This is a genomic window from Alteromonas sp. MmMcT2-2 (genome assembly GCF_022348305.1).
GTDB classification, from domain to species: Bacteria; Pseudomonadota; Gammaproteobacteria; order Enterobacterales; family Alteromonadaceae; genus Alteromonas; species Alteromonas macleodii.
The window spans coordinates 138,819-158,154 of sequence record NZ_JAKRFA010000002.1; the positions used below are offsets into that span (position 1 = coordinate 138,819).

At 45.1% G+C, this 19,336-nt stretch carries 17 protein-coding genes; 4 read left to right on the forward strand and 13 right to left on the reverse strand.

All coding sequences use genetic code 11. From position 1 onward, the window contains the following. Window positions 1-42: 42 nt before the first annotated feature. Both MHM99_RS02800 and purE read right to left on the reverse strand, forming a co-directional pair. A complete protein-coding gene (locus tag MHM99_RS02800) occupies window positions 43-1,179 on the reverse strand; it encodes a 5-(carboxyamino)imidazole ribonucleotide synthase (protein WP_014978177.1) in 1,137 nt (378 codons plus the stop codon). Then, window positions 1,176-1,670, reverse strand: a complete 495-nt coding sequence (gene purE, locus MHM99_RS02805; protein ID WP_014948098.1) for a 5-(carboxyamino)imidazole ribonucleotide mutase — start codon at window positions 1,668-1,670, stop codon at window positions 1,176-1,178. The genes MHM99_RS02800 and purE overlap by 4 nt, the downstream gene beginning before the upstream one ends. A 278-nt stretch (window positions 1,671-1,948) precedes the next feature. Between purE and nhaA the strand changes: the two genes are divergently transcribed. Further along, entirely contained in the window at window positions 1,949-3,223 is a 1,275-nt protein-coding gene (gene nhaA / locus MHM99_RS02810; RefSeq protein ID WP_014948097.1) for a Na+/H+ antiporter NhaA, read from the forward strand. On the opposite strand, the gene MHM99_RS02815 is transcribed toward nhaA, so the two are convergent. The 4 genes from MHM99_RS02815 to trxA form a co-directional block, all read right to left on the reverse strand. Then, a complete protein-coding gene (locus tag MHM99_RS02815; RefSeq protein ID WP_239218054.1) occupies window positions 3,185-6,001 on the reverse strand; it encodes an ATP-binding protein in 2,817 nt (938 codons plus the stop codon). The genes nhaA and MHM99_RS02815 overlap by 39 nt on opposite strands. Window positions 6,002-6,023: 22 nt before the next feature. After that, window positions 6,024-7,322: an amidohydrolase gene (locus MHM99_RS02820; RefSeq protein WP_014948095.1), complete on the reverse strand. Its 1,299-nt coding sequence runs from the start codon at window positions 7,320-7,322 to the stop codon at window positions 6,024-6,026. 229 nt (window positions 7,323-7,551) lie between these two features. Next, window positions 7,552-8,817: a transcription termination factor Rho gene (gene rho / locus MHM99_RS02825; protein WP_014948094.1), complete on the reverse strand. Its 1,266-nt coding sequence runs from the start codon at window positions 8,815-8,817 to the stop codon at window positions 7,552-7,554. A 271-nt stretch (window positions 8,818-9,088) separates the two neighbouring features. Then, window positions 9,089-9,415 (reverse strand): thioredoxin TrxA, encoded by a 327-nt coding sequence (gene trxA, locus MHM99_RS02830; protein ID WP_012517074.1) that lies wholly within the window; start codon window positions 9,413-9,415, stop codon window positions 9,089-9,091. A 100-nt stretch (window positions 9,416-9,515) separates the two neighbouring features. Between trxA and rhlB the strand changes: the two genes are divergently transcribed. Then, window positions 9,516-10,808, forward strand: a complete 1,293-nt coding sequence (rhlB, locus tag MHM99_RS02835; RefSeq protein ID WP_014975523.1) for an ATP-dependent RNA helicase RhlB — start codon at window positions 9,516-9,518, stop codon at window positions 10,806-10,808. 33 nt (window positions 10,809-10,841) lie between these two features. After that, window positions 10,842-12,353 (forward strand): guanosine-5'-triphosphate,3'-diphosphate pyrophosphatase, encoded by a 1,512-nt coding sequence (locus tag MHM99_RS02840; RefSeq protein ID WP_168463717.1) that lies wholly within the window; start codon window positions 10,842-10,844, stop codon window positions 12,351-12,353. Window positions 12,354-12,464: 111 nt separating this feature from the next. Here MHM99_RS02840 and hemB read toward each other — a convergent pair whose 3' ends face one another. The 7 genes from hemB to tatA are packed head-to-tail and all read right to left on the reverse strand — an operon-like array spanning window position 12,465 to window position 18,028. Next, window positions 12,465-13,475 carry a porphobilinogen synthase gene (gene hemB / locus MHM99_RS02845; protein ID WP_039225046.1) on the reverse strand — a complete coding sequence of 337 codons (1,011 nt, stop codon included), beginning with the start codon at window positions 13,473-13,475 and terminating at the stop codon, window positions 12,465-12,467. Next, window positions 13,472-15,370: a diguanylate cyclase gene (locus tag MHM99_RS02850; RefSeq protein ID WP_187446947.1), complete on the reverse strand. Its 1,899-nt coding sequence runs from the start codon at window positions 15,368-15,370 to the stop codon at window positions 13,472-13,474. Before MHM99_RS02850 ends, hemB begins: the two co-directional genes overlap by 4 nt. Window positions 15,371-15,382: 12 nt before the next feature. Beyond that, entirely contained in the window at window positions 15,383-16,159 is a 777-nt protein-coding gene (locus MHM99_RS02855; protein WP_239218056.1) for a TatD family hydrolase, read from the reverse strand. Then, window positions 16,160-16,702 carry a hypothetical protein gene (locus tag MHM99_RS02860; protein WP_014948089.1) on the reverse strand — a complete coding sequence of 181 codons (543 nt, stop codon included), beginning with the start codon at window positions 16,700-16,702 and terminating at the stop codon, window positions 16,160-16,162. It abuts the gene before it with no gap. 25 nt (window positions 16,703-16,727) lie between these two features. Beyond that, window positions 16,728-17,483 carry a twin-arginine translocase subunit TatC gene (gene tatC, locus MHM99_RS02865; protein WP_014948088.1) on the reverse strand — a complete coding sequence of 252 codons (756 nt, stop codon included), beginning with the start codon at window positions 17,481-17,483 and terminating at the stop codon, window positions 16,728-16,730. Next, on the reverse strand, window positions 17,484-17,783 hold the full coding sequence (tatB, locus tag MHM99_RS02870) for a Sec-independent protein translocase protein TatB (protein WP_014948087.1): 300 nt from the start codon (window positions 17,781-17,783) through the stop codon (window positions 17,484-17,486). It lies immediately after the preceding gene. Then, a complete protein-coding gene (gene tatA, locus MHM99_RS02875) occupies window positions 17,783-18,028 on the reverse strand; it encodes a Sec-independent protein translocase subunit TatA (protein ID WP_230633705.1) in 246 nt (81 codons plus the stop codon). Before tatA ends, tatB begins: the two co-directional genes overlap by 1 nt. A 177-nt stretch (window positions 18,029-18,205) precedes the next feature. Here tatA and MHM99_RS02880 point away from each other — a divergent pair, with 177 nt between their 5' ends. Continuing rightward, complete coding sequence (locus MHM99_RS02880; RefSeq protein WP_187446946.1) at window positions 18,206-19,267, forward strand: hypothetical protein; 1,062 nt, start codon at window positions 18,206-18,208, stop codon at window positions 19,265-19,267. Window positions 19,268-19,336: the final 69 nt, after the last annotated feature.

Here is a 19,336-nt window from a genome sequence, read left to right on the forward strand (position 1 = left end):
CCTAGACAGCGGATGCGTATTCTAGCGATAAACGCGTGGGTGTCAACCTTTTAATCGCGTTGCTTCACCAACTAATTTTGGGAAGTACTCAAGCGGTAAATATTTGCTCAATGCCATGAGCTTTTCACCCAAGCTTTCATAACTATTCGTGGTGACATTGATGTGTCCCATCTTGCGCTTTTCACGAACAGATTTTCCGTACCAGTGAAGATGACTACCATCGATGCTTAGCAAATCGCGCGAGAAGCTGCTGCAACCAATAATGTTGACCATAGCGCTTGGGCCAATGGCTGACGTGTCACCAAGAGGCAATCCACAGACTGCACGTAAGTGATTTTCAAACTGGCTGGTTACAGCGCCCGACTGGCTCCAGTGCCCGGAGTTATGTACACGAGGAGCAAGTTCGTTTACAAGTAGCTTGTCGCCTACTTGGAATAGTTCCACAGCCAGCACACCGACGTAGTTCATACCCTCAGCAAGTTTCACAAAAATATCGTGAGCCTGGGCCTGAAGTGCATCATCAACGTTAGTCGCTGGCGCAACCGACACATGAAGTTGACCTTGGTGATGCAAATTTTCAGCAAGTGGATAGGTGCGTACGTCGCCATTAGCATTGCGTACACCGATTAATGACAACTCTCTGTCGAAAGCCACCATTTTTTCAACCACTAAAGGCACGGTCTGCAAATCTAATCCCTGAAGGGCATTTTTTAGTTCAGGTAAGTCAGCCTCATCACTTAGACGCCATTGACCATATCCGTCATAGCCATCGCGGCTAGCCTTAAGAATAAGTTTGCTACCCAACTGCTTTACGCAATCGTCTAACTGGGCAAGGTCGGTAACTATTTGGTGCTCACAATTTGCCACCTGCATGCTTTCAAGCAGCTTTTTCTCACGTACGCGATCGGCGCCAACGAGAATGCTGTCGATATTTGGCATCAACTTGTTTGTTTTCGCCGCGTCTTCAAGAAGCCTTTCAGGTACATGCTCAAATTCTACGGTAAGAGCATCTGCACCTTCTAATGCTTGAGCAAGTGAGATTTCAAGAGGGGTTTTGCTAACTGGATGTACAACGGTATCGTTGTTTACGTCCACAGCTTGAACGTCAATACCTAACGGGCTACCCGCCAGGTACATCATTTGAGCAAGTTGGCCTGCGCCGTAAACGACTACTCTCATTCATCTAGCTCCAACGTATTGCTTGAAGCAAGTACCGTATCAGTTTGCGATTTTCTAAAAGCGATAACGGCATTGCGTACGCTTTCGTCTTGCAGCGCAACAACTTGTGCCGCGAGAAGACCCGCATTTGCTGCACCAGCCTCACCTATTGCCAGTGTACCTACCGCAACGCCTTTCGGCATTTGAACGATAGAAAGCAGTGAGTCTAATCCGTTGAGCGCTTTTGATTTAACCGGGCAGCCAAACACAGGTAAATGCGTGTGTGCAGCAATCATACCCGGTAAGTGAGCTGCGCCGCCTGCGCCAGCAATGATTGCGCTAAAACCTTCATCTGCAGCGCTTTCTGCAAACTCTACTAGCAAGTTGGGTGTACGGTGCGCCGACACCACCTTCGCTTCAAATTCAACACCAAACGACTTCAGCATTTTTGCGGCCTGCTGCATAGTAGGCCAGTCTGAAGTTGAACCCATTACAATCGCGACTTTTGCCATCTAGAGATCCTCGGGGTAGGTAAAGTGGACAACCTTGGAAAGGCCGCGATTGTAGCGTAAAACCGTTCAAAATCCCACCGTAAATGGCGTCAATTATAGCGCCACTCGCTTAAGGGTTGTTGAGGCTACTCTCTTATAAGGGTGATCTATCTCTTCGCTGTCAGTCGTATTAACTATAATTAATTTATGTAGAAAAGTTGCCTGACTACACGGATTAACGAACGCTTTTATTTCCACATTTTGCGACGTTGACCATGAACGGGCGTTAGAGGTTATTGATGACAGATAAACACGAACCCGACGTACTTGATGAGGTGATAGAAGAAGTACAAGACGTGGTCTCTGACTTCTTAAATCGCGAAGCCGCTCCCGGCATATTGTTAATGGGTGCAACGATTCTTGCGCTCATTATTGCTAATTCTCCCCTAGATACGCTTTACGATCATTTAATCAGTATGCCGGTACAAATATCAGCCGGTACGTGGGCTATCGATAAGCCATTATTGCTGTGGATTAACGACGGGTTAATGGCGGTGTTCTTTTTTCACGTGGGTCTGGAACTGAAGCGGGAAATCTGCGAAGGTGAATTGGCCAATCCCAAAGATATTATTTTACCCGCAGCGGGTGCTGTAGGTGGTATGGCACTACCCGCCTTGATATATGTAGGCATCAACTGGGACAACCCCGTAGCCATTGCAGGGTGGGCAATTCCCGCCGCTACTGACATCGCGTTTGCGTTAGGTATTTTGGCGCTACTAGGTAGTCGAGTACCTACGAGCCTGAAAGTTTTCTTAGTCACCCTGGCTATTATTGACGATATCGGTGCTATCGTAATTATTGCCCTGTTTTACACCGAGCACATTACCGCGGGTGCGCTGTATATTGCTGCAGGTTGTTTATTGCTGTTGTGGCAAATGAATAAACGCAATGTGGTAGATATTCCGCCTTATGTTTTTGTGGGAATCATTCTGTGGGTAGCCATGTTGAAGTCAGGCGTTCACGCCACACTGGCAGGTGTCGTACTTGCTGGCTTTATTCCTATGCGGGATGAGAAAGACGAATCTTATTCTCCGGTAACGCGACTAGAGCACGGTTTGAATGGCTCGGTGAGTTTCGCGATCCTACCTTTATTCGCCTTCGCTAACGCCGGCATAAGTTTTGGTAACATCAGTCCGGAGGGTATTTTTCATCCTGTTACCTTTGGGATCTTTCTTGGCTTGGTTGTGGGTAAACAAATTGGCGTATTCGGTTTTTGCTACTTAATGGTGAAGTTAAAGCTGGCTAAGTTACCAGAGGATCTTAACTTCAAGCATATCTATGGCTGTGCGCTACTTTGCGGCGTTGGCTTTACAATGAGCTTATTCATTGGGGGACTGGCCTTTGCACAGACAGGTATCAATCAAATTTTTGACGAGCGTGTGGGCATTTTAACCGGCTCTCTTGTCTCGGCGTGCTTAGGGTATATTGTACTGCGATTCGTTAGCGAAGCGCCGAGCGATAACACTGATGTAGCCTCAAACGCTAGCAAGTTCACGGGCAATACAGTCAAATAGAACCTGCTTTCGAATAGGCTTACTTAAATGCGCATTCATGCCTGCTTCTAAGCAGGCATTTTTGTCTTCGATAAACGCATTGGCGGTTAAGGCGATGATCCTGACCGTGTCCTTATTCCTGCCTTCACTTCGAATAAGTTTCGATGCTGTATGACCATCCATGATCGGCATTTGGCAATCCATTAAAATTACGTCGAAATCGTGCCTCTTCTCGGCCTTAACAGCATCTTGCCCGTTTTTCGTTCTAATACATTTGATGTTGGACGATTTGAGCATGTCCATGACGATTTCAGCATTAATGTCGTTGTCTTCAGCCAATAAAACCCGTAATCCATCAGGTAATGACGGAATCACCTCATTTTCTGCATGCTCTTTTTCTTCACTTACTGTGGCAGGAATGTGGAAGGTGAAGCTTGTTCCTTTACCCAGTTCACTTTCAACATAAAGCTCTCCACCAAGAAGCTCAACCAAACCTTTAGAAATGGCCAAACCTAATCCTGTGCCACCAAAATTTCGAGTGGTGGACGGATCGGCTTGCTCAAACTTATCAAAAATAAGGCGTAGTTTGTTGGGAGCAATGCCTATTCCCGTATCGCTAACCGAAATTTTAAGTCCTTGGTGGGCATAGCTGACGTTAACCGTCACGACACCATCACTGGTGAACTTAATCGCGTTACTAAGTAAGTTATTGATGATTTGACTCACCTTCCCTGCATCAATGTTCAGTGCGTTAGGTACGCCCTGATTAATATACAAAGCAATATCGTACCCTTTTACTTGCGCAGCGTGACGGTAGAGGTCACAAGAAGCTTCAAGTAACTCGCGAATGGCACAGCTTTGAATATCGGTAAGCATTTTACCCGATTCAATCTTCGACCAATCTAAGATACTGTCCAGGATGATAAGTAAATTGCTAGCAGAGCGTGAAATTGTTTTGGCTCTAGCCGAAACATTTTCCGGCAACTCGTTCTCGAGCATCAATTCACATGAGCCAATAATGCCATTCATTGGCGTTCTAATCTCGTGACTCATGTTGGCGAGAAACTGCGTTTTCGCCACATTCGCGGCTTCCGCTTCTTTAAGCGCTAACGCAAGGTGCTCGGTTTTCTCTTCTATGCGCTTTTCCAAAGACTGATTCAATTCCCCTAGCTCGACATTCAGGCTTTGCTCTACTTCTCTTGCAACCTTTAGCTCTTCAAATGCATCGAGCAATCGGGCTTCTAAACTCACGAACTCATCGCTTAGCGACGAGAGCTCTTGAATGTGCAGTGCCCTTTGTGGTGCTTTAACACCTTCTTTTTGTGTGGGGTCGAATTCGGAAATATAGCGAACAAGGCGACGAATAGGCGCGCCGACCATTTTTGCAACTACGTACCCGGTGAATGTTCCAAATGCAGATAATGCCAATAGCAGCAGCAAGTCTTTTAGCAAATAATTACTCATTGATGCCATTAGCAGTCGTTTGTCGAAGTAATAGCTAACTTTCCAGCTAGCAAAAGGCATATCTTTCGCTAACCTCAACCATGTTTTCCCCTGAGGCCCGTTCTCCACCTCAACAGCACAATCAGGTTCACAAATATAAAAAGGTGCTTTAGTGAGTGGCTTCATCTTCAGGCCTTTAGATGCATAGATAACTTCGCCTTTTTGATCCTCAATGAGCATCAAAAAACCACCCAAGCTTAGGTTATCAATAGCAGAAAAGCTCTTTAACGATAAAGAGCCCTCTACAATACCTTTTGGAGTGCCATCTGCATCTGTAATAGGGGCTGACAAGGCTACAATTGGATCGTTACCAAAACCTCGGCCTTGAAATACATTTGAAAGGAATGGTTTACCTGTCTGCATGACTTCAAAGAAATACGGCCTGTAAGCCACATTTGACAAGCCGCTTTGTCTTGCCTTATCCAACAGGCTAGGCGGGTAAGCGTGGGTAAGATCGCCATTGTCATCTGCAATGAGGAAGGTCAAAAATTCTGGATTGTGCGATGCCAACACCCGCAAATTTGTCACCGCTGCATTATCGAAATCGCTGTTTGATACCTCGCTAGACAACACTTGCGCTGCACTAATAATGGCACTTTGGTGTTGCTGAATAAAATTCGAAAGTTGGAACTCCAGCACATTCACCCGCTGCGACATGTAACTGTGAATTTGTCTTTCTTGCTGTTTTTGAAACAGACTTACCGACAAATAAATTACTGCCATGGAAGCAACGAAGAAGCAACCGGAAAAGAAGTACCCAAAAAGAAAATGCAGCGTAACCCGCTCGGACTTACTTGATGTTTGTCGCTTAAGCCCGTGGACTGCCAAATACGAAAAGTGTCCGGTTACAAGACCAAATACACCGCTTACCCAGGTGACCAGCACACCCGAAAACAGCATATTTGCGTTATCGCCATCATAAAGAGAATGCTCTAAAACAAGAATGGGCAGAAAGACAATAGACCAAAAGCCTGCGCCTACTTTTATCACCTGTTTAAGCGACTTGTTATAGCCAAAAAAGCTAAGCACGATGGGCAGTAGAGTAAGGCTTTCCTTTCCAACTATGCTCCCGTCGTTAAGCCATAAGGGAAGGCTGACAACAAGTGCAATAGGAATGGAAATAAAAGGAGAAAACCGAAGTGAAGCGTAGACTGCCGCACCTATACCAAATGTAGCTATCCCTGTACTATCAAAGGGTGGGTTGAGAGCATTAAGACCCGCACCTAACACACATACAAGTAGTGCTTGAAGGGCCAGAGACCATGAAAAAGAAAATGAAATACTGCCAATTTTCAACGCATGTCTCCGGCGAATAGATTTAGTGTTGAGCCATGTAATCTAGGGTAAAGTTCGTTAGAAGCTTCACGCCTAATTTCATGCCTTCATCATCAACATAAAATTCCGGTGTGTGATGAGCAGGGCTATCTTCTTCAGAGACGTCTAATGGCTTACCGCCTACCCAAACATATAAACCTGGAATTTGCTCTTGGAAAAATGAAAAGTCTTCCGCACCCGTGACCGGCTTAGAAAGCAGCGTGTTTTCAACGCCTGCGGTACGCTGCATAGTAGGCAGCATGGCTTTTGTAAGCTCTGGGTCGTTGTACGTAATGGGGTAATAGTAATCTAGCGGTAGCGTAAGTTCAGCTTCTGCGCCCATACTTTCAGCAATAGCCTTTACTTTGCGCGGAAGCGACTCGTAAATGTGATCGCGAGCGGCTTCATTGAGTGTACGAATTGTGCCAACCATTTCTACTTCATTTGGAATGATGTTTGAACGGTTACCGCCGTGAATAGAGCCAATAGACACCACCGCTGCATCGTCAATCAATTTCAACTCACGACTTACTATAGTCTGAATTGACATGATCATTTGCGCAGCGGTAACCACTGGATCAACACTCTTCCAAGGATAAGCGCCGTGGGCTTGCTTACCGTGAATAACAATTTTAAATGGGTCTACCGCGGCCATGGTGCCACCCGCGTTATAACGCACTTTACCCACATCGGTGTTAGCATTGATATGCAGGCCAAAAATAGCGTCTACATCAGGGTTCTTAAGTACACCTTCAGCAACCATAACTTCCGCACCGCCTTTTTCTCCAGCGGGTGCGCCCTCTTCTGCTGGCTGAAAGATAAACTTCACTTTACCTTTCAGGTCGCCTTTAATTTCGGTAAGAATTTTTGCCGCGCCCATGAGCATTGCCATGTGAGTATCGTGACCACAGGCGTGCATAACCGGCACTTCTTTTCCGTTGTATTCGCCCATCTGCTTTGAGCGGTAGGACAAATCGTTTTGCTCTTTTACAGGAAGTCCGTCCATGTCTGCACGTAATGCAACCACAGGACCTGGCTTGCCCGAGTCTAAAATAGCTACCACACCCGTTTTTGCCACACCGGTCTGCACTTCTAAACCTAGGCTTTCAAGGTAGTCAGCAACATATTCAGCGGTTTTAAACTCGCGATTCGATAATTCAGGAAATTCATGAAAGTGATGACGCCATTTAATTACATCAGGCTCGACTTTATTCGCTAATTCATCAACATTGATCTGAGCGGCATTAGCAGCTGACACAGAGGCCAACCCTGCAAATGCGAGTGACAGCAATTTCTGGTACATAACTATTATTTCCTTTGGTGTTTTTTAGACAGAGTAAATCATCTCAAGGGAGAACACACCATTGAACTAACGATTGCTGTTAAAAATCAATAAGCAAACGAAAATACCCCATTCACAAGACTGAGGGTATTAGACGGAAGTATAAGAAAAGTGCTTTATCGATGCAGGGAATAAAAAAGGCGCCGAGTGGCGCCTTTTCTTTAAATATCAACTTATTACTAAGTTTCTATTAACTCTTTTGTCTACGCATTGCGTCAAAGAACTCATCGTTTGTCTTGGTCATCGACAACTTACTGATAAGGAAGTCCATTGCGTCAATTTCTGACATTTCGTGAACGATTTTGCGAAGGATCCACATTTTCTGTAGTTCATCTTGCGCTGTAAGCAGTTCTTCACGTCGGGTACCAGAGCGGTTGAAGTCGATAGCCGGGAATACACGTTTTTCCGCGATTTTGCGATTAAGGTGTAATTCCATGTTACCTGTACCTTTAAACTCTTCGTAGATAACTTCGTCCATTTTAGAGCCGGTATCGATAAGCGCTGTTGCGATAATCGTTAAGCTTCCGCCTTCTTCAACATTACGGGCAGCACCAAAGAAGCGCTTAGGCTTGTGAAGAGCATTCGCATCAACACCACCGGTAAGTACTTTACCTGATGATGGGATAACCGTGTTGTAAGCGCGAGCAAGACGAGTAATCGAGTCAAGCAGGATAACCACGTCTTTTTTGTGTTCAACAAGACGCTTGGCTTTCTCGATAACCATTTCAGCAACTTGTACGTGACGACTTGCTGGCTCATCGAAGGTTGAAGCAACGACTTCACCTTGAACAAGACGATGCATCTCGGTTACTTCTTCCGGACGCTCATCAATAAGCAATACCATTAACTCACAATCTGGGTGGTTAGCAGCAATTGACTGAGCAATATTCTGAAGAAGAAGCGTTTTACCGGCCTTAGGTGGCGCTACGATAAGACCACGCTGGCCTTTACCGATTGGCGACGCCAAATCTAGTACACGAGCCGTAATGTCTTCTGTTGAGCCATTACCACGTTCCATGCGCAAGCGATCTGCTGCGTGAAGCGGTGTAAGGTTTTCAAAAAGGATTTTATTACGTGAATTTTCAGGCTTGTCGAAGTTAACTTCGCGGATTTTTAGCAGGGCGAAGTATCGTTCACTGTCTTTCGGTGGACGAATTTTCCCGGCAATCGTATCACCGGTACGCAAGTTAAAGCGTCGAATTTGGCTTGGCGATACATAAATATCGTCTGGTCCTGCAAGATACGAAGAGTCAGCTGAGCGTAAGAAGCCGAAACCGTCCTGTAAAATTTCTAGTACCCCATCACCAAAGATGTCTTCACCGCTTTTTGCGTGTGTCTTTAGGATTGAGAAAATGATGTCTTGTTTTCTGGCGCGCGCCATGTTTTCCAGGCCCATCTCCTCGGCCAGGTTAACCAACTCGCTTATTGGTTTGTTCTTTAATTCAGTTAAATTCATACTGGTGGGTCTTTGTGCTTGAACTTCGCTTACAGGACTTAAAGTCACTCTGTTCTAGTTTAGATTTGATATCACCCTGATGTGGGCGTAAGCAGAACGCTGCTCGGATGAGCGCTGAAGAAAAGTTAGCACTATATTTAATCAACGTCCAGCGTTTTACCGCCGAAATGTTAAATAATTTGTGGCTTGCTCTTCTAGAATGAAACGTTAGTCCCTGTGGCGTAAATAAAAACCGGTGCTTCGTTAGCACCGGTTTTCAATTTGAAATCAATTAAAGGTTTTCGTTAAGAAACTCTGTTAATTGAGCTTTAGATAGCGCGCCTACTTTAGTTGCAGCAACGTTACCGTTTTTGAAAAGTAGCAATGTAGGAATACCACGAATACCATATTTAGGTGGAGTTTCGTTATTTTCATCGACATTCAACTTGCCAACTGTTAACTTGCCATCAAACTCGGTCGCAACTTCTTCCAAGATTGGTGCGATCATTTTACACGGGCCACACCATTCAGCCCAGAAGTCAACCAGTACAGGACCTTCAGCATTGATAACATCTGCTTCGAATTTATCGTCAGATAACTGGATAATTTTGTCGCTCATTCTTTTCTCCATTATTGGTCTGTCGCTGATTTGTCTCAGCCTGACCATAAGTGTTATATAGAAACTGTTTTTTAATGCAAGCACTGATAAGCTATAAGCTATGCCTACTCACTTAACTGATACTCACTTTTCTGACCTGCCGATTAACGGCAAGGTTGTTGACGCCTTGGCGGCAGCTAATTTTTCACATTGTACACCAATTCAAGCACTTGCACTGCCTCCTTTATTGGAAGGTCACGACATTGCAGGTCAGGCTCAAACCGGAACCGGTAAAACCATTGCCTTTTTGGTAGCTACATTTCACTATTTGCTAAGCAAAGCAGAAAATGCAGATAACAGCAAATCAAATGGCCCTCGCGCAATTATCATGGCGCCGACCAGAGAGCTCGCCGTTCAAATTTATAACGACGCCAAACTGCTTAGTGAGCATACTGGATTGTCGCTTGGTTTGATTTATGGGGGCGAAGGTTACCAAAGTCAACGTGAAACTTTGGAAGAAGGGGTAGATATTATAATTGGTACGACAGGACGCATACTGGATTACTACAAACAGAATGTGTTCACACTGAAGAATATTCAGGTTGCCGTACTTGATGAAGCCGACCGCATGTTCGATTTAGGCTTTATAAAAGATATCCGCTTTTTATTCCGCCGCATGCCACCGGCAAGCGAACGTTTGAGCATGCTATTTTCAGCTACACTTAGCTACCGCGTGCAAGAGCTTGCTTACGAGCACATGAACAACCCTACCCACGTACAGGTAGCGCCAGAACAAACAACTGCAACTCGCGTTTCTCAAGAGCTATTTTATCCGTCTGATGACGACAAGATGCTGCTTCTTCTTACGCTGCTTGAAGAAGAATGGCCAGAAAAGGCAATTGTTTTTGCCAACACTAAAAATAGCTGTGAGAAAGTTACCGACTGGCTTACCGCAGATGGCCATCGCGTGGGCTTGCTTAGCGGCGATGTACCACAGAAGAAACGCCTTGGGATCTTAGAAGATTTCACCAAAGGCAATCTTGATATTTTAGTCGCAACCGACGTTGCAGCGCGCGGTCTTCATATCGACGCGGTAACGCACGTATTTAACTACGACTTACCTGACGACGCCGAAGACTATGTACACCGTATTGGTCGTACTGGCCGTGCAGGACAAAGTGGTGTTGCAATTAGTTTCGCGTGCGAAAAATACGCACTAAACTTACCTGCTATTGAGCAATACATTCAAAAGGCAATACCGGTTACCGATTACGACCGCAGTGCCCTACTTGATGATGTAACGCCTCCAAAACCACGTAGAAGACGTACGCCTAACAACCGCAATTCTTCACGTCGTGGAAACGGAAGAGGCCGTGGAAAGCCTCAAAACCGAAACAACAGAGCGCAACAGTGAGGCGTAAAGGTACTCAATAAGAATCGAGGTTTTATGCAGGCAGAACTCCAGCACGACGCACAAACCTACGGCGAGTATTACGCCGCCGTAGATTTAGGCTCTAACAGCTTTCACATGGTGATTGTTCACGTTGTTAACGGCAGTGTGCAAATAATAGGGAAAATTAAACAGAAAGTGCGCCTAGCAGCAGGTTTAGATGATGATCTAGCACTTGATGACGTAAGCATGGAACGCGGCTGGCAATGCCTGCAAGTATTCTCGGAACGCCTGCAGGATATCCCCCCTTCTAATATTAAAATTGTAGCGACCGCTACATTGCGACTGGCAACCAATGCGCATGTATTCATTCGCAAGGCAGAAGAGATTCTCAATCACAAACTTGAAGTGATTAGCGGTGAAGAAGAAGCGCGACAAATTTATCTTGGCGTAGCCTACACATCTGCCAACCAAGGCAATAGCTTAGTCATAGATATTGGTGGCGCCAGCACAGAAATCATTATCGGTAACGACATGCAGCCTATCCATCTTAAGAGTTTGGATATGGGCTGTGTAACGTTTATGGAACGCTATTTCACCGGCGGCACTATCACCGAAGACAATTTCGACAATGCCAAACAAGCCGCACACGCGCTTATTGCCGATGTGTCTAGCGCGTTTTTGTGTTTTGATTGGGAGAATTGTTTAGGTGCATCTGGCACGCCGCAAGCCATTACTGAGATTCTTGTAGCACAGGGCATTAGTGATGCTATCCGCTTAGACTATTTGTATCATTTAGAAAAGCAATGTATTGAATGCGGCAGCATTAAAACCCTTGATATCGACGGATTGGAAGATAACAGAAAAGCTATTTTCCCGTCTGGTTTAGCGATCCTCATCAGCTTATTTGAAGCGCTAAATATCAAGCACATGAATATTTCTGGTGGTGCGCTTCGAGAAGGACTTATCTACGGAATGTTAGATAACGTTACCGAGAATGATCGTCGCCAGCAGACCCTTAATCAGGCAAAACATCGTTATCATGTAGATGCTAGTCACGCGAACTCGGTTAGTCACGTAGCGCTTACTTTATGCCATCAACTTTGTGCACAACAGAACATTTGTCATTTAGATACCGAAACCATTTTAGGTGCAGCCGCACAGCTTCATGAAATAGGTCTTCACATTGAATATAAGCGCCATCATGAGCATGGTGAGTACATATTAAGTCACATTGATTTGCCCGGCTTCACGCGCCTTCAGCGCGCCGCCATCCGCGATTTAGTTGCTCAGCATAGGTTAAACATAAAGCCAGACGTATTTGAAAAGTACCACGAAGACTACCGTCCAATGCTAAAAGGCTTATTGCGAATTTTACGTATAGCAGTGGTGTTATGTCTGCGTCGTCAGAATAAACATATACCAGAGGTAACGTTGCAGTGCGAAGAAAGTAAGTGGACACTTACTTTTCCTGAAGGCTGGTTGAAATCGCATCCTTTGATCAACGCAGAGTTAGCAAATGAATGCTGGCTTCAGCATAAAGCTGGCTGCGAACTCGTTTGTAAGTAACCACTTACATACAGATAGGATGCGTTAAATGTATTACGATAAATAGAAAAGAAACATAAAAAAAGCCGTGCATTGCACGGCTTTTTGTTGTCAAACCTTTGGTTGTTGGTATTACTTGTCGTTTTGCTTCGCTAAAAGCGCAGCAGCTTGCGGAGCGAAATAAGTCAGAATCCCGTCTGCGCCAGCGCGCTTAAACGCTAATAACGATTCTAGGATTACCGCGTCTTCATTTAGCCAACCATTAGCAAAAGCAGCTTGATGCATAGCGTACTCGCCACTTACTTGATAGGCGAATGTCGGTACTTTAAATTCGTCTTTACAACGACGCACAACATCTAAATACGGCATACCTGGCTTCACCATTACCATGTCAGCGCCCTCTTCTATATCAAGCGCAATTTCGTGGAGTGCTTCATCGGTGTTGGCAGGATCCATTTGATAGGTTTTCTTGTTGCCGCCCTTTATATTTGCAGCGGAGCCGACGGCATCACGAAATGGACCGTAGTACGCAGACGCGTATTTAGCAGAATAAGCCATAATACACGTATTGATGTGACCTGCTTCTTCAAGTGCTTTTCGGATACTGCCAATGCGCCCATCCATCATGTCAGAAGGCGCAACAATATCAGCGCCAGCTTCAGCATGCGATAACGCTTGCTTAATGAGCACCTCGACTGTTTCGTCGTTCATCACATAACCAGTTTCGTCTAAGAGGCCATCTTGTCCATGAGACGTAAATGGATCTAATGCGATATCTGACATCAGCATTACTTCAGGAAACGCCTTTTTAAGCGCTCTCATAGCTTGCTGAGCAAGCCCTTCAGGATTGAACGCTTCGCTTGCACACTCGGTTTTAAGAGACATAGGTGTCACAGGGAAAAGCGCAATCGTTCTAATGCCCAGCTCTACCCATTTCGCCGTTTCTTGCACTAGCAAATCGATAGAAAGTCTTTCCACACCAGGCATAGAAGGTACGGCTTCTCGTGCGTTCTCACCGGGTAGTACAAAAACAGGGTAAATGAGATCGTCAGTGGTTAAACGGTGCTCTGCCACAAGCCCTCTTAAAGCATCTTTGGCGCGTAGTCTGCGCATTCTTCTTTGAGGGAAAGGTGAAGATGTCATAGTTTTTCCTGTAAATGTTTATGTATTACTGTATTGCGGCCCGCAGCCTTGGCTTCGTAAAGGCATTCGTCGGCGAACTTGAAAAGATTTTGCGCGTGCTCTTCATCAATAATAATGGTTGTAGAAACGCCCGCGCTTGCAGTTAGCTTAATGATTTCCCCTTCGTAATCAAGTGGGGTCGACTCAAGGCTATCTCGCATATTTTCGGCAACGTGAAAAGCGCCTTCAAGATCGGTATTAGGCAATATAATGGCAAACTCTTCACCACCTATGCGACACAAGTCATCTGTAGGGCGATGGATGTGCTTCTGAAAGACATTGGTGACGTGAATTAAGCACGCGTCACCACCATCATGTCCGTGTTGATCATTAATTTGCTTAAAGTGATCCACGTCAACAATGATGAGAGATAATGGTGTTTGCTCACGTCTACTGCGTCGCCCTTCAGAACGCAGACGCTTATCGAAATGTCGACGGTTGTGCGCTCCCGTGAGCGGATCTATTGCATTTAACCTTTCCAATTCTTGGTTAACTTCAGACAACTCGCGTAACGTAATTTCTAGCTCTAACGTGCGTTCTTGTACTTTATACTCCAGGTCATCTTGATAACGCTTTTGTACTTCAAGTAAATTCTCTTTGGCCGTATTTGCCTGTTTTTCCTGCTCTAGCGCGAACTGCTGCGCCTCAATGAGATCATCGCGACTGTGGCTATAATTAATCGCTAAGATAAGTGCCAAGATGAGCGTTTCAACCGCGCCACCAATGAACAGCAGGTTATTTGACGAAATAGGCAATTGAATAATATTAACGTTATCAAGGCTCGCACTTAGTCCACTAATTAATAGAAAACCCCAAGCGATGGTAAAATAACGTGCTACGACCACTCCTTTGAGCGTTAGCCAAATACCTAACCCAAGAGTAAAAATAACGATGAGGCTAAGCAGTAACAGGAACGCCTTTATCATGAACGAGTAAGGCAAGATAAGGCCGAGGATTATACTTAACCCGCACACCCAACTGATTGCCTGTGTGATTTTATCTAGCTTTACGCTGTGGGCTCTAATAGGTAGTAGGCTTCGCGTAAACATCGCCGCAAACATAATAGTCGCGTTAGCAAACACAAGAATTGCTTTACCTTGAAACCATGTGCTTCCCGGCCACATATAGGAGAAGCCGTAGCCGTGTAACGTCGCCAATATAAGCGCCAAACTCATTACATAGCCAGAGTAATAAAGGAACGACACGTTACTTGTCGTTACCGTTAAAAATGCGTTACTCACGCCCATTGCTACTAAGATGCCAAAAAATATCCCCAATGCCAGGTTACGGCTTGATGTATAGGCAATAAACTCTGTTTCTTCCCATATACGAATGGGAAGGCGGACGCTGCCAGAGGTTTGTACTCGAATAATCACCCGCTGCGACTGAGCGCTTACTGGTAGGGGGAATAGTGGCTTCATATGAGAAACGGGCCGGTTGTCAAAGTGCAGGCCATCGCCACCTGAATAAGTAGCAATAGGCGTGCTGCCTATTTGGCTGTAAATCGCAACGTCTAAACTATCTAAAAGGGGATAGTCGATGTGCAATAGAAATCGACTTTCATTGCTTTGGGTTGGCGCAATGACCATTGAAAACCAATGTACGTTTGTGTTCATACCCAAGTTAATGGGTGAAGATATTGGTGTCCAGTCGGTAAGCGGCGTTTGAGTAATGGTAGTAAAATCGAGCGCATTGCCATTATCTACATTGAGATAAGTAAGCTGCGAGAAACGTGGTGTTGCACTGGTGTTAGGAGACAAACTAAACAACACAGACACAAATGCAACGACGGCCACTAGGGTGATAAGAATAAGACCCGCATCATACTTGCGCATCGCTTTCAGATTTGTCTGCATATAAACCTATGTTTAGCTGAGAGAAAACAACTCACAGCTATTAGCATAACTGCTAATACGTAATTTATCAGTCTCAACTTGCAGATATTCGCCTAATTGTTTAGCGATATGGGGTAGAAAAGCAGGTTCGTTATTACGTTTTCTCGGTCGAAGGGTTTTGGGAAACAGATAAGGCGCATCTGTTTCAAGAATAAGACGGTTTAAAGGTATAGACTTCACGGCTTCGCGTAGTGCTTCGCCTCGCTTCTCATCACATACCCAGCCAGTAATACCAATATAAAGCCCCAGCGCAAGGTAGTGCTGAACCTGCTCTGCATTCCCAGTAAAACAGTGGGCAATACCACCTTTTATACGAGGCATATACTCGGTTAATAACGCGACTTGTTCGTCAAACGCATCCCTTTCATGTAGATACACGGGTAAGCCTAATGCAGCCGCAATGTCTAACTGGGCTTCGAACACTGCCAATTGAACGGGCTGTGGTGAGAAATTGCGATTAAAATCCAGACCACATTCACCAATTGCAACACACCCATTCTGTTGTGCAAGTTCGCGTAACCGCTTGTAATCACTTGGCGTGACATCTTTTGCATTGTGAGGATGGACACCGATAGTGTAACAGCATTGGGTTGGATACTTATTATATAGCGCTACTGCGGCGTCCCATTCACTGGGGTGCGTGGTGATAATGCAGAGTTTTTCTACCCCTGCATCTTTTGCTCGTTGTATAGCTTCATCGGCGTCAAATCGCTTATCAAGCAAGTTGACGCCAGCATCAAACCAAGGCATTTATTTTACGCGTTTCACTTTCATGCGCTTGTTAAGCCCTTCTACACTTAGGAAAAATGCACCCAATAAGCCCCTTTCTACGGCTACCGACTGACCTTCCTTAAGCTTCATATAGGTTCCATCAGTTTGCTGCCATACAGAACCATCGCTGAAAGTTATAACATGCTTATCACGCACATTCTTCTTGATCGAAGCGATAGTGACCGCAATCTCAGAAGCTTCGTCAGACAAATCTCGCTTATGTTCAAGTCCAAAGTCATTCTTAGGTTCTGAGGCTTGAACTTGTCCCTGAGCGACAGGCGCTGGGCGAGGCTTCATCTGATTACCATTGTTGCTCTTGTAGGCCTGTAGTTGCTCAATCTGAGCGTCTGAACCTTCGTACTTGTTGAGTGATTTCGCGACGCTGTCATAGCACATAAGTCGCTTTAAACTATTATCCGTGTTGCGACATTTCTCCAATGCATCAGCAACTGTCTCAGCTTGTACATTAAACGCCCCAAACGCGCACAGAATAGTGGCAAGAGATAGCAGTCGGGTTTTCATTTTTATTCCTTTCTTTTTTTAACATCTATGTGTTGTCTGTTGTTTCAGTAGATGTATCGTCTTTTGGTGTTTTACCCGCGTAAAATCCCCCAACAATAACCCCTACTTCAAACAGCAACCACATTGGAATAGCTAATAATGTTTGAGAGATAACATCTGGAGGTGTTAGCAACATGCCAACCACGAATGCACCAACAACCACGTACGGGCGCTTGGCTCGTAAAGACTTAGCATCCGTTACCCCAGTCCAGCACATTAAGATAATGGCTATCGGTATCTCGAATGAGACCCCAAATGCAAAGAACAGTTTCAAGACGAAGTTCAAATAACTGGATATATCTGTACTTACCGTTACACCTTCAGGAGCTACGCTTGTAAAAAACGCGAACGCTATTGGAAATACCACAAAGTAGGCAAACGCCATTCCTGCGTAAAACAGCAGCGTACTGGAAAGTAGTAAAGGCGCTACCAGGCGCTTTTCATTTCTGTACAAACCCGGAGCCACAAACCCCCATACTTGATAGAGCACATAGGGAATAGCAATAAAAAACGATAACACCAGTGTAAGTTTAAACGGAGCAAAGAAAGGTGATGCAACGTCGGTTGCAATCATGCTCGCATTTTCAGGTAAGGCTTCAAGCAATGGCATCGCCAATAGCTTATAAAGGTCTTGCGCAAACGCCGCAAGACAAATGAAGACGATAAGTACGCTCAAAAGGGCTTTGAGAATACGGCTACGCAATTCAATTAAATGAGAAATAAGGTTATTAGCGTCAGACATCTATTGCTTTTTATAAGGTTCTTGAACCGACTCTGCAGCTTTTTTTAGCTCATCGACGCTTTGTTCAAGTTCAGGTGAAAGATCTTTAAGCCCTTGCTGCTCTGCTTTTTTCAAATTTTCATGCAATTCGTGCACGCGCAACTGATGCTCAACTTCTTGCTTAAAGCCCGTTGCTACATTACGCACGCTACGAATTGTATTTATAGTTGAGCGCATGGCACCCGGTAATCTTTCTGGCCCTAAAATAAGCAGCGCCAGTACACCGATAACCAATAGCTCCCAAAAGCCGATATCGAACATTAGGATTTTTCTTTAACGTCGCTCTGCGTCTTAGTTGAAACAGGCTCTGCTGCTGACTTTTCTTCAACTTGCTTCTTTTGTTCAAAGTCTGCGTCTTTGTCTTCTTCGGTGACAGCTTTTTTGAAGCCTTTGATTGCGCCGCCTAAATCAGTACCTATACCTTTAAGGCGCTTCGTACCAAATAAAAGCACCACAATAACCAGTATGATCAGCAACTGCCAAACACTAATACCACCCATAAAAATAATCTCCCTTACATCGATTGGCACAGTATGCCATTGCCTGCTGATGCTTTCACCTGAATATTTACTTCAATGAATAAAGATTGACGTTTTGGTTGGGACAATCCATGCTCTGTATATCCCCAATTCGAATGGTCGAAACATTCAACTATGCTAATTTTTACAAGGAGTTAGTGAGCAATGCTATGCCTTACCGTGGTCTATTGCCATTTATTGCTCGCTTTACCTGTTGCACCTGACTCAGCTGCTGACACGTTGAACTCCCCCGTAAATGCGACCAGTGTAGGTATAACCTATCGGGATATTGCTCGGCCAGAAAATACGCTTTCTAACCGCGCTAACTCGACAAAAGAAAGTACACACTCCTTGCCTCCTTCAATACCTAATGAGCAATGGTTTGATATTTGGCAGCGTAGCTTCACCGACACCATGGACTTCACCGTAAAACAGCTTGATGGTTTGTTTGAAAGTTCAGATGATATAGGTACTTCAGGACAGAAGGAAGCCAGAGCCGAAGGCCGTGTTCAACTTGCCTGGGAGCCAAGAAGTGGCATGCTCTCGGATACGGATTTGCGCTTCAGGGTAAGAGTTCGCCTACCGGCTTTAAAAGAACGCGTTGATTTACTATTAAGCGATAACGAAGACGAGACACAGAACAACACAATACGAGCCGCGAGGGATACCGGCAATAACAACCGCGATCGAACGACCATTGCGCTTCGCTTTCGTCCTGAGCAAGACTCTCACTACTCATTTAGAATTGGCGCTGGTCGCCGCGACCAACTCTATGCGATGACCCGATACAGAGATGCTTTTGCCTTTTCTAAACAATGGGCCATGCTATACGACGCCGAACTTTACTATTACACCCGTGACCGTTTGGGTGCGGAGGTGGGCGTCGCTTTTCAATATGAAATCAATAAAAAGCACCTGGTTCGACAAAATAATCGCTACTACTACCGCGACGATACCAACGACTGGCTATGGCGTCACGAGGTCCACCATTTGTTTTCGGTAGATCAACATAACGCCGTTATTCCTCACTTTATGGTGGAAGGACTTAGCCAACCCAACTTTCGCGTAGAAGAAGTCTATGGAGGGTTTAGGTGGCGTAACAACATGTTGCGTGATTGGCTTTTCTTTGAAGTAGAGCCTTTTGTATTATGGCTGCGTGATGAGGACTTCAAAACCTCATACGGCGTAGCCCTGCGCGTAGAAGCCTATTATGGGCGCGATACTTAGGGTAATTCCCTAGAATGAAAAAAGGCTGTCTACTGACAGCCTTCCGAAAAAACGCTTTGCGCGAAAACT

Excerpts from the sequence above, each read along its gene's own strand:
- purE (WP_014948098.1), bottom strand. The coding sequence starts at position 1,670 with ATGGCAAAAGTCGCGATTGTAATGGGTTCAACTTCAGACTGGCCTACT.
- trxA (WP_012517074.1), bottom strand. The coding sequence starts at position 9,415 with ATGAGCGACAAAATTATCCAGTTATCTGACGATAAATTCGAAGCAGAT.
- hemB (WP_039225046.1), bottom strand. The coding sequence starts at position 13,475 with ATGACATCTTCACCTTTCCCTCAAAGAAGAATGCGCAGACTACGCGCC.
- MHM99_RS02850 (WP_187446947.1), bottom strand. The coding sequence starts at position 15,370 with ATGCAGACAAATCTGAAAGCGATGCGCAAGTATGATGCGGGTCTTATT.
- nhaA (WP_014948097.1), top strand. The coding sequence starts at position 1,949 with ATGACAGATAAACACGAACCCGACGTACTTGATGAGGTGATAGAAGAA.
- tatC (WP_014948088.1), bottom strand. The coding sequence starts at position 17,483 with ATGTCTGACGCTAATAACCTTATTTCTCATTTAATTGAATTGCGTAGC.
- MHM99_RS02880 (WP_187446946.1), top strand. The coding sequence starts at position 18,206 with ATGCTATGCCTTACCGTGGTCTATTGCCATTTATTGCTCGCTTTACCT.
- MHM99_RS02800 (WP_014978177.1), bottom strand. The coding sequence starts at position 1,179 with ATGAGAGTAGTCGTTTACGGCGCAGGCCAACTTGCTCAAATGATGTAC.
- MHM99_RS02820 (WP_014948095.1), bottom strand. The coding sequence starts at position 7,322 with ATGTACCAGAAATTGCTGTCACTCGCATTTGCAGGGTTGGCCTCTGTG.
- MHM99_RS02860 (WP_014948089.1), bottom strand. The coding sequence starts at position 16,702 with ATGAAAACCCGACTGCTATCTCTTGCCACTATTCTGTGCGCGTTTGGG.
- rhlB (WP_014975523.1), top strand. The coding sequence starts at position 9,516 with ATGCCTACTCACTTAACTGATACTCACTTTTCTGACCTGCCGATTAAC.
- rho (WP_014948094.1), bottom strand. The coding sequence starts at position 8,817 with ATGAATTTAACTGAATTAAAGAACAAACCAATAAGCGAGTTGGTTAAC.
- MHM99_RS02840 (WP_168463717.1), top strand. The coding sequence starts at position 10,842 with ATGCAGGCAGAACTCCAGCACGACGCACAAACCTACGGCGAGTATTAC.
- tatB (WP_014948087.1), bottom strand. The coding sequence starts at position 17,783 with ATGTTCGATATCGGCTTTTGGGAGCTATTGGTTATCGGTGTACTGGCG.
- MHM99_RS02855 (WP_239218056.1), bottom strand. The coding sequence starts at position 16,159 with ATGCCTTGGTTTGATGCTGGCGTCAACTTGCTTGATAAGCGATTTGAC.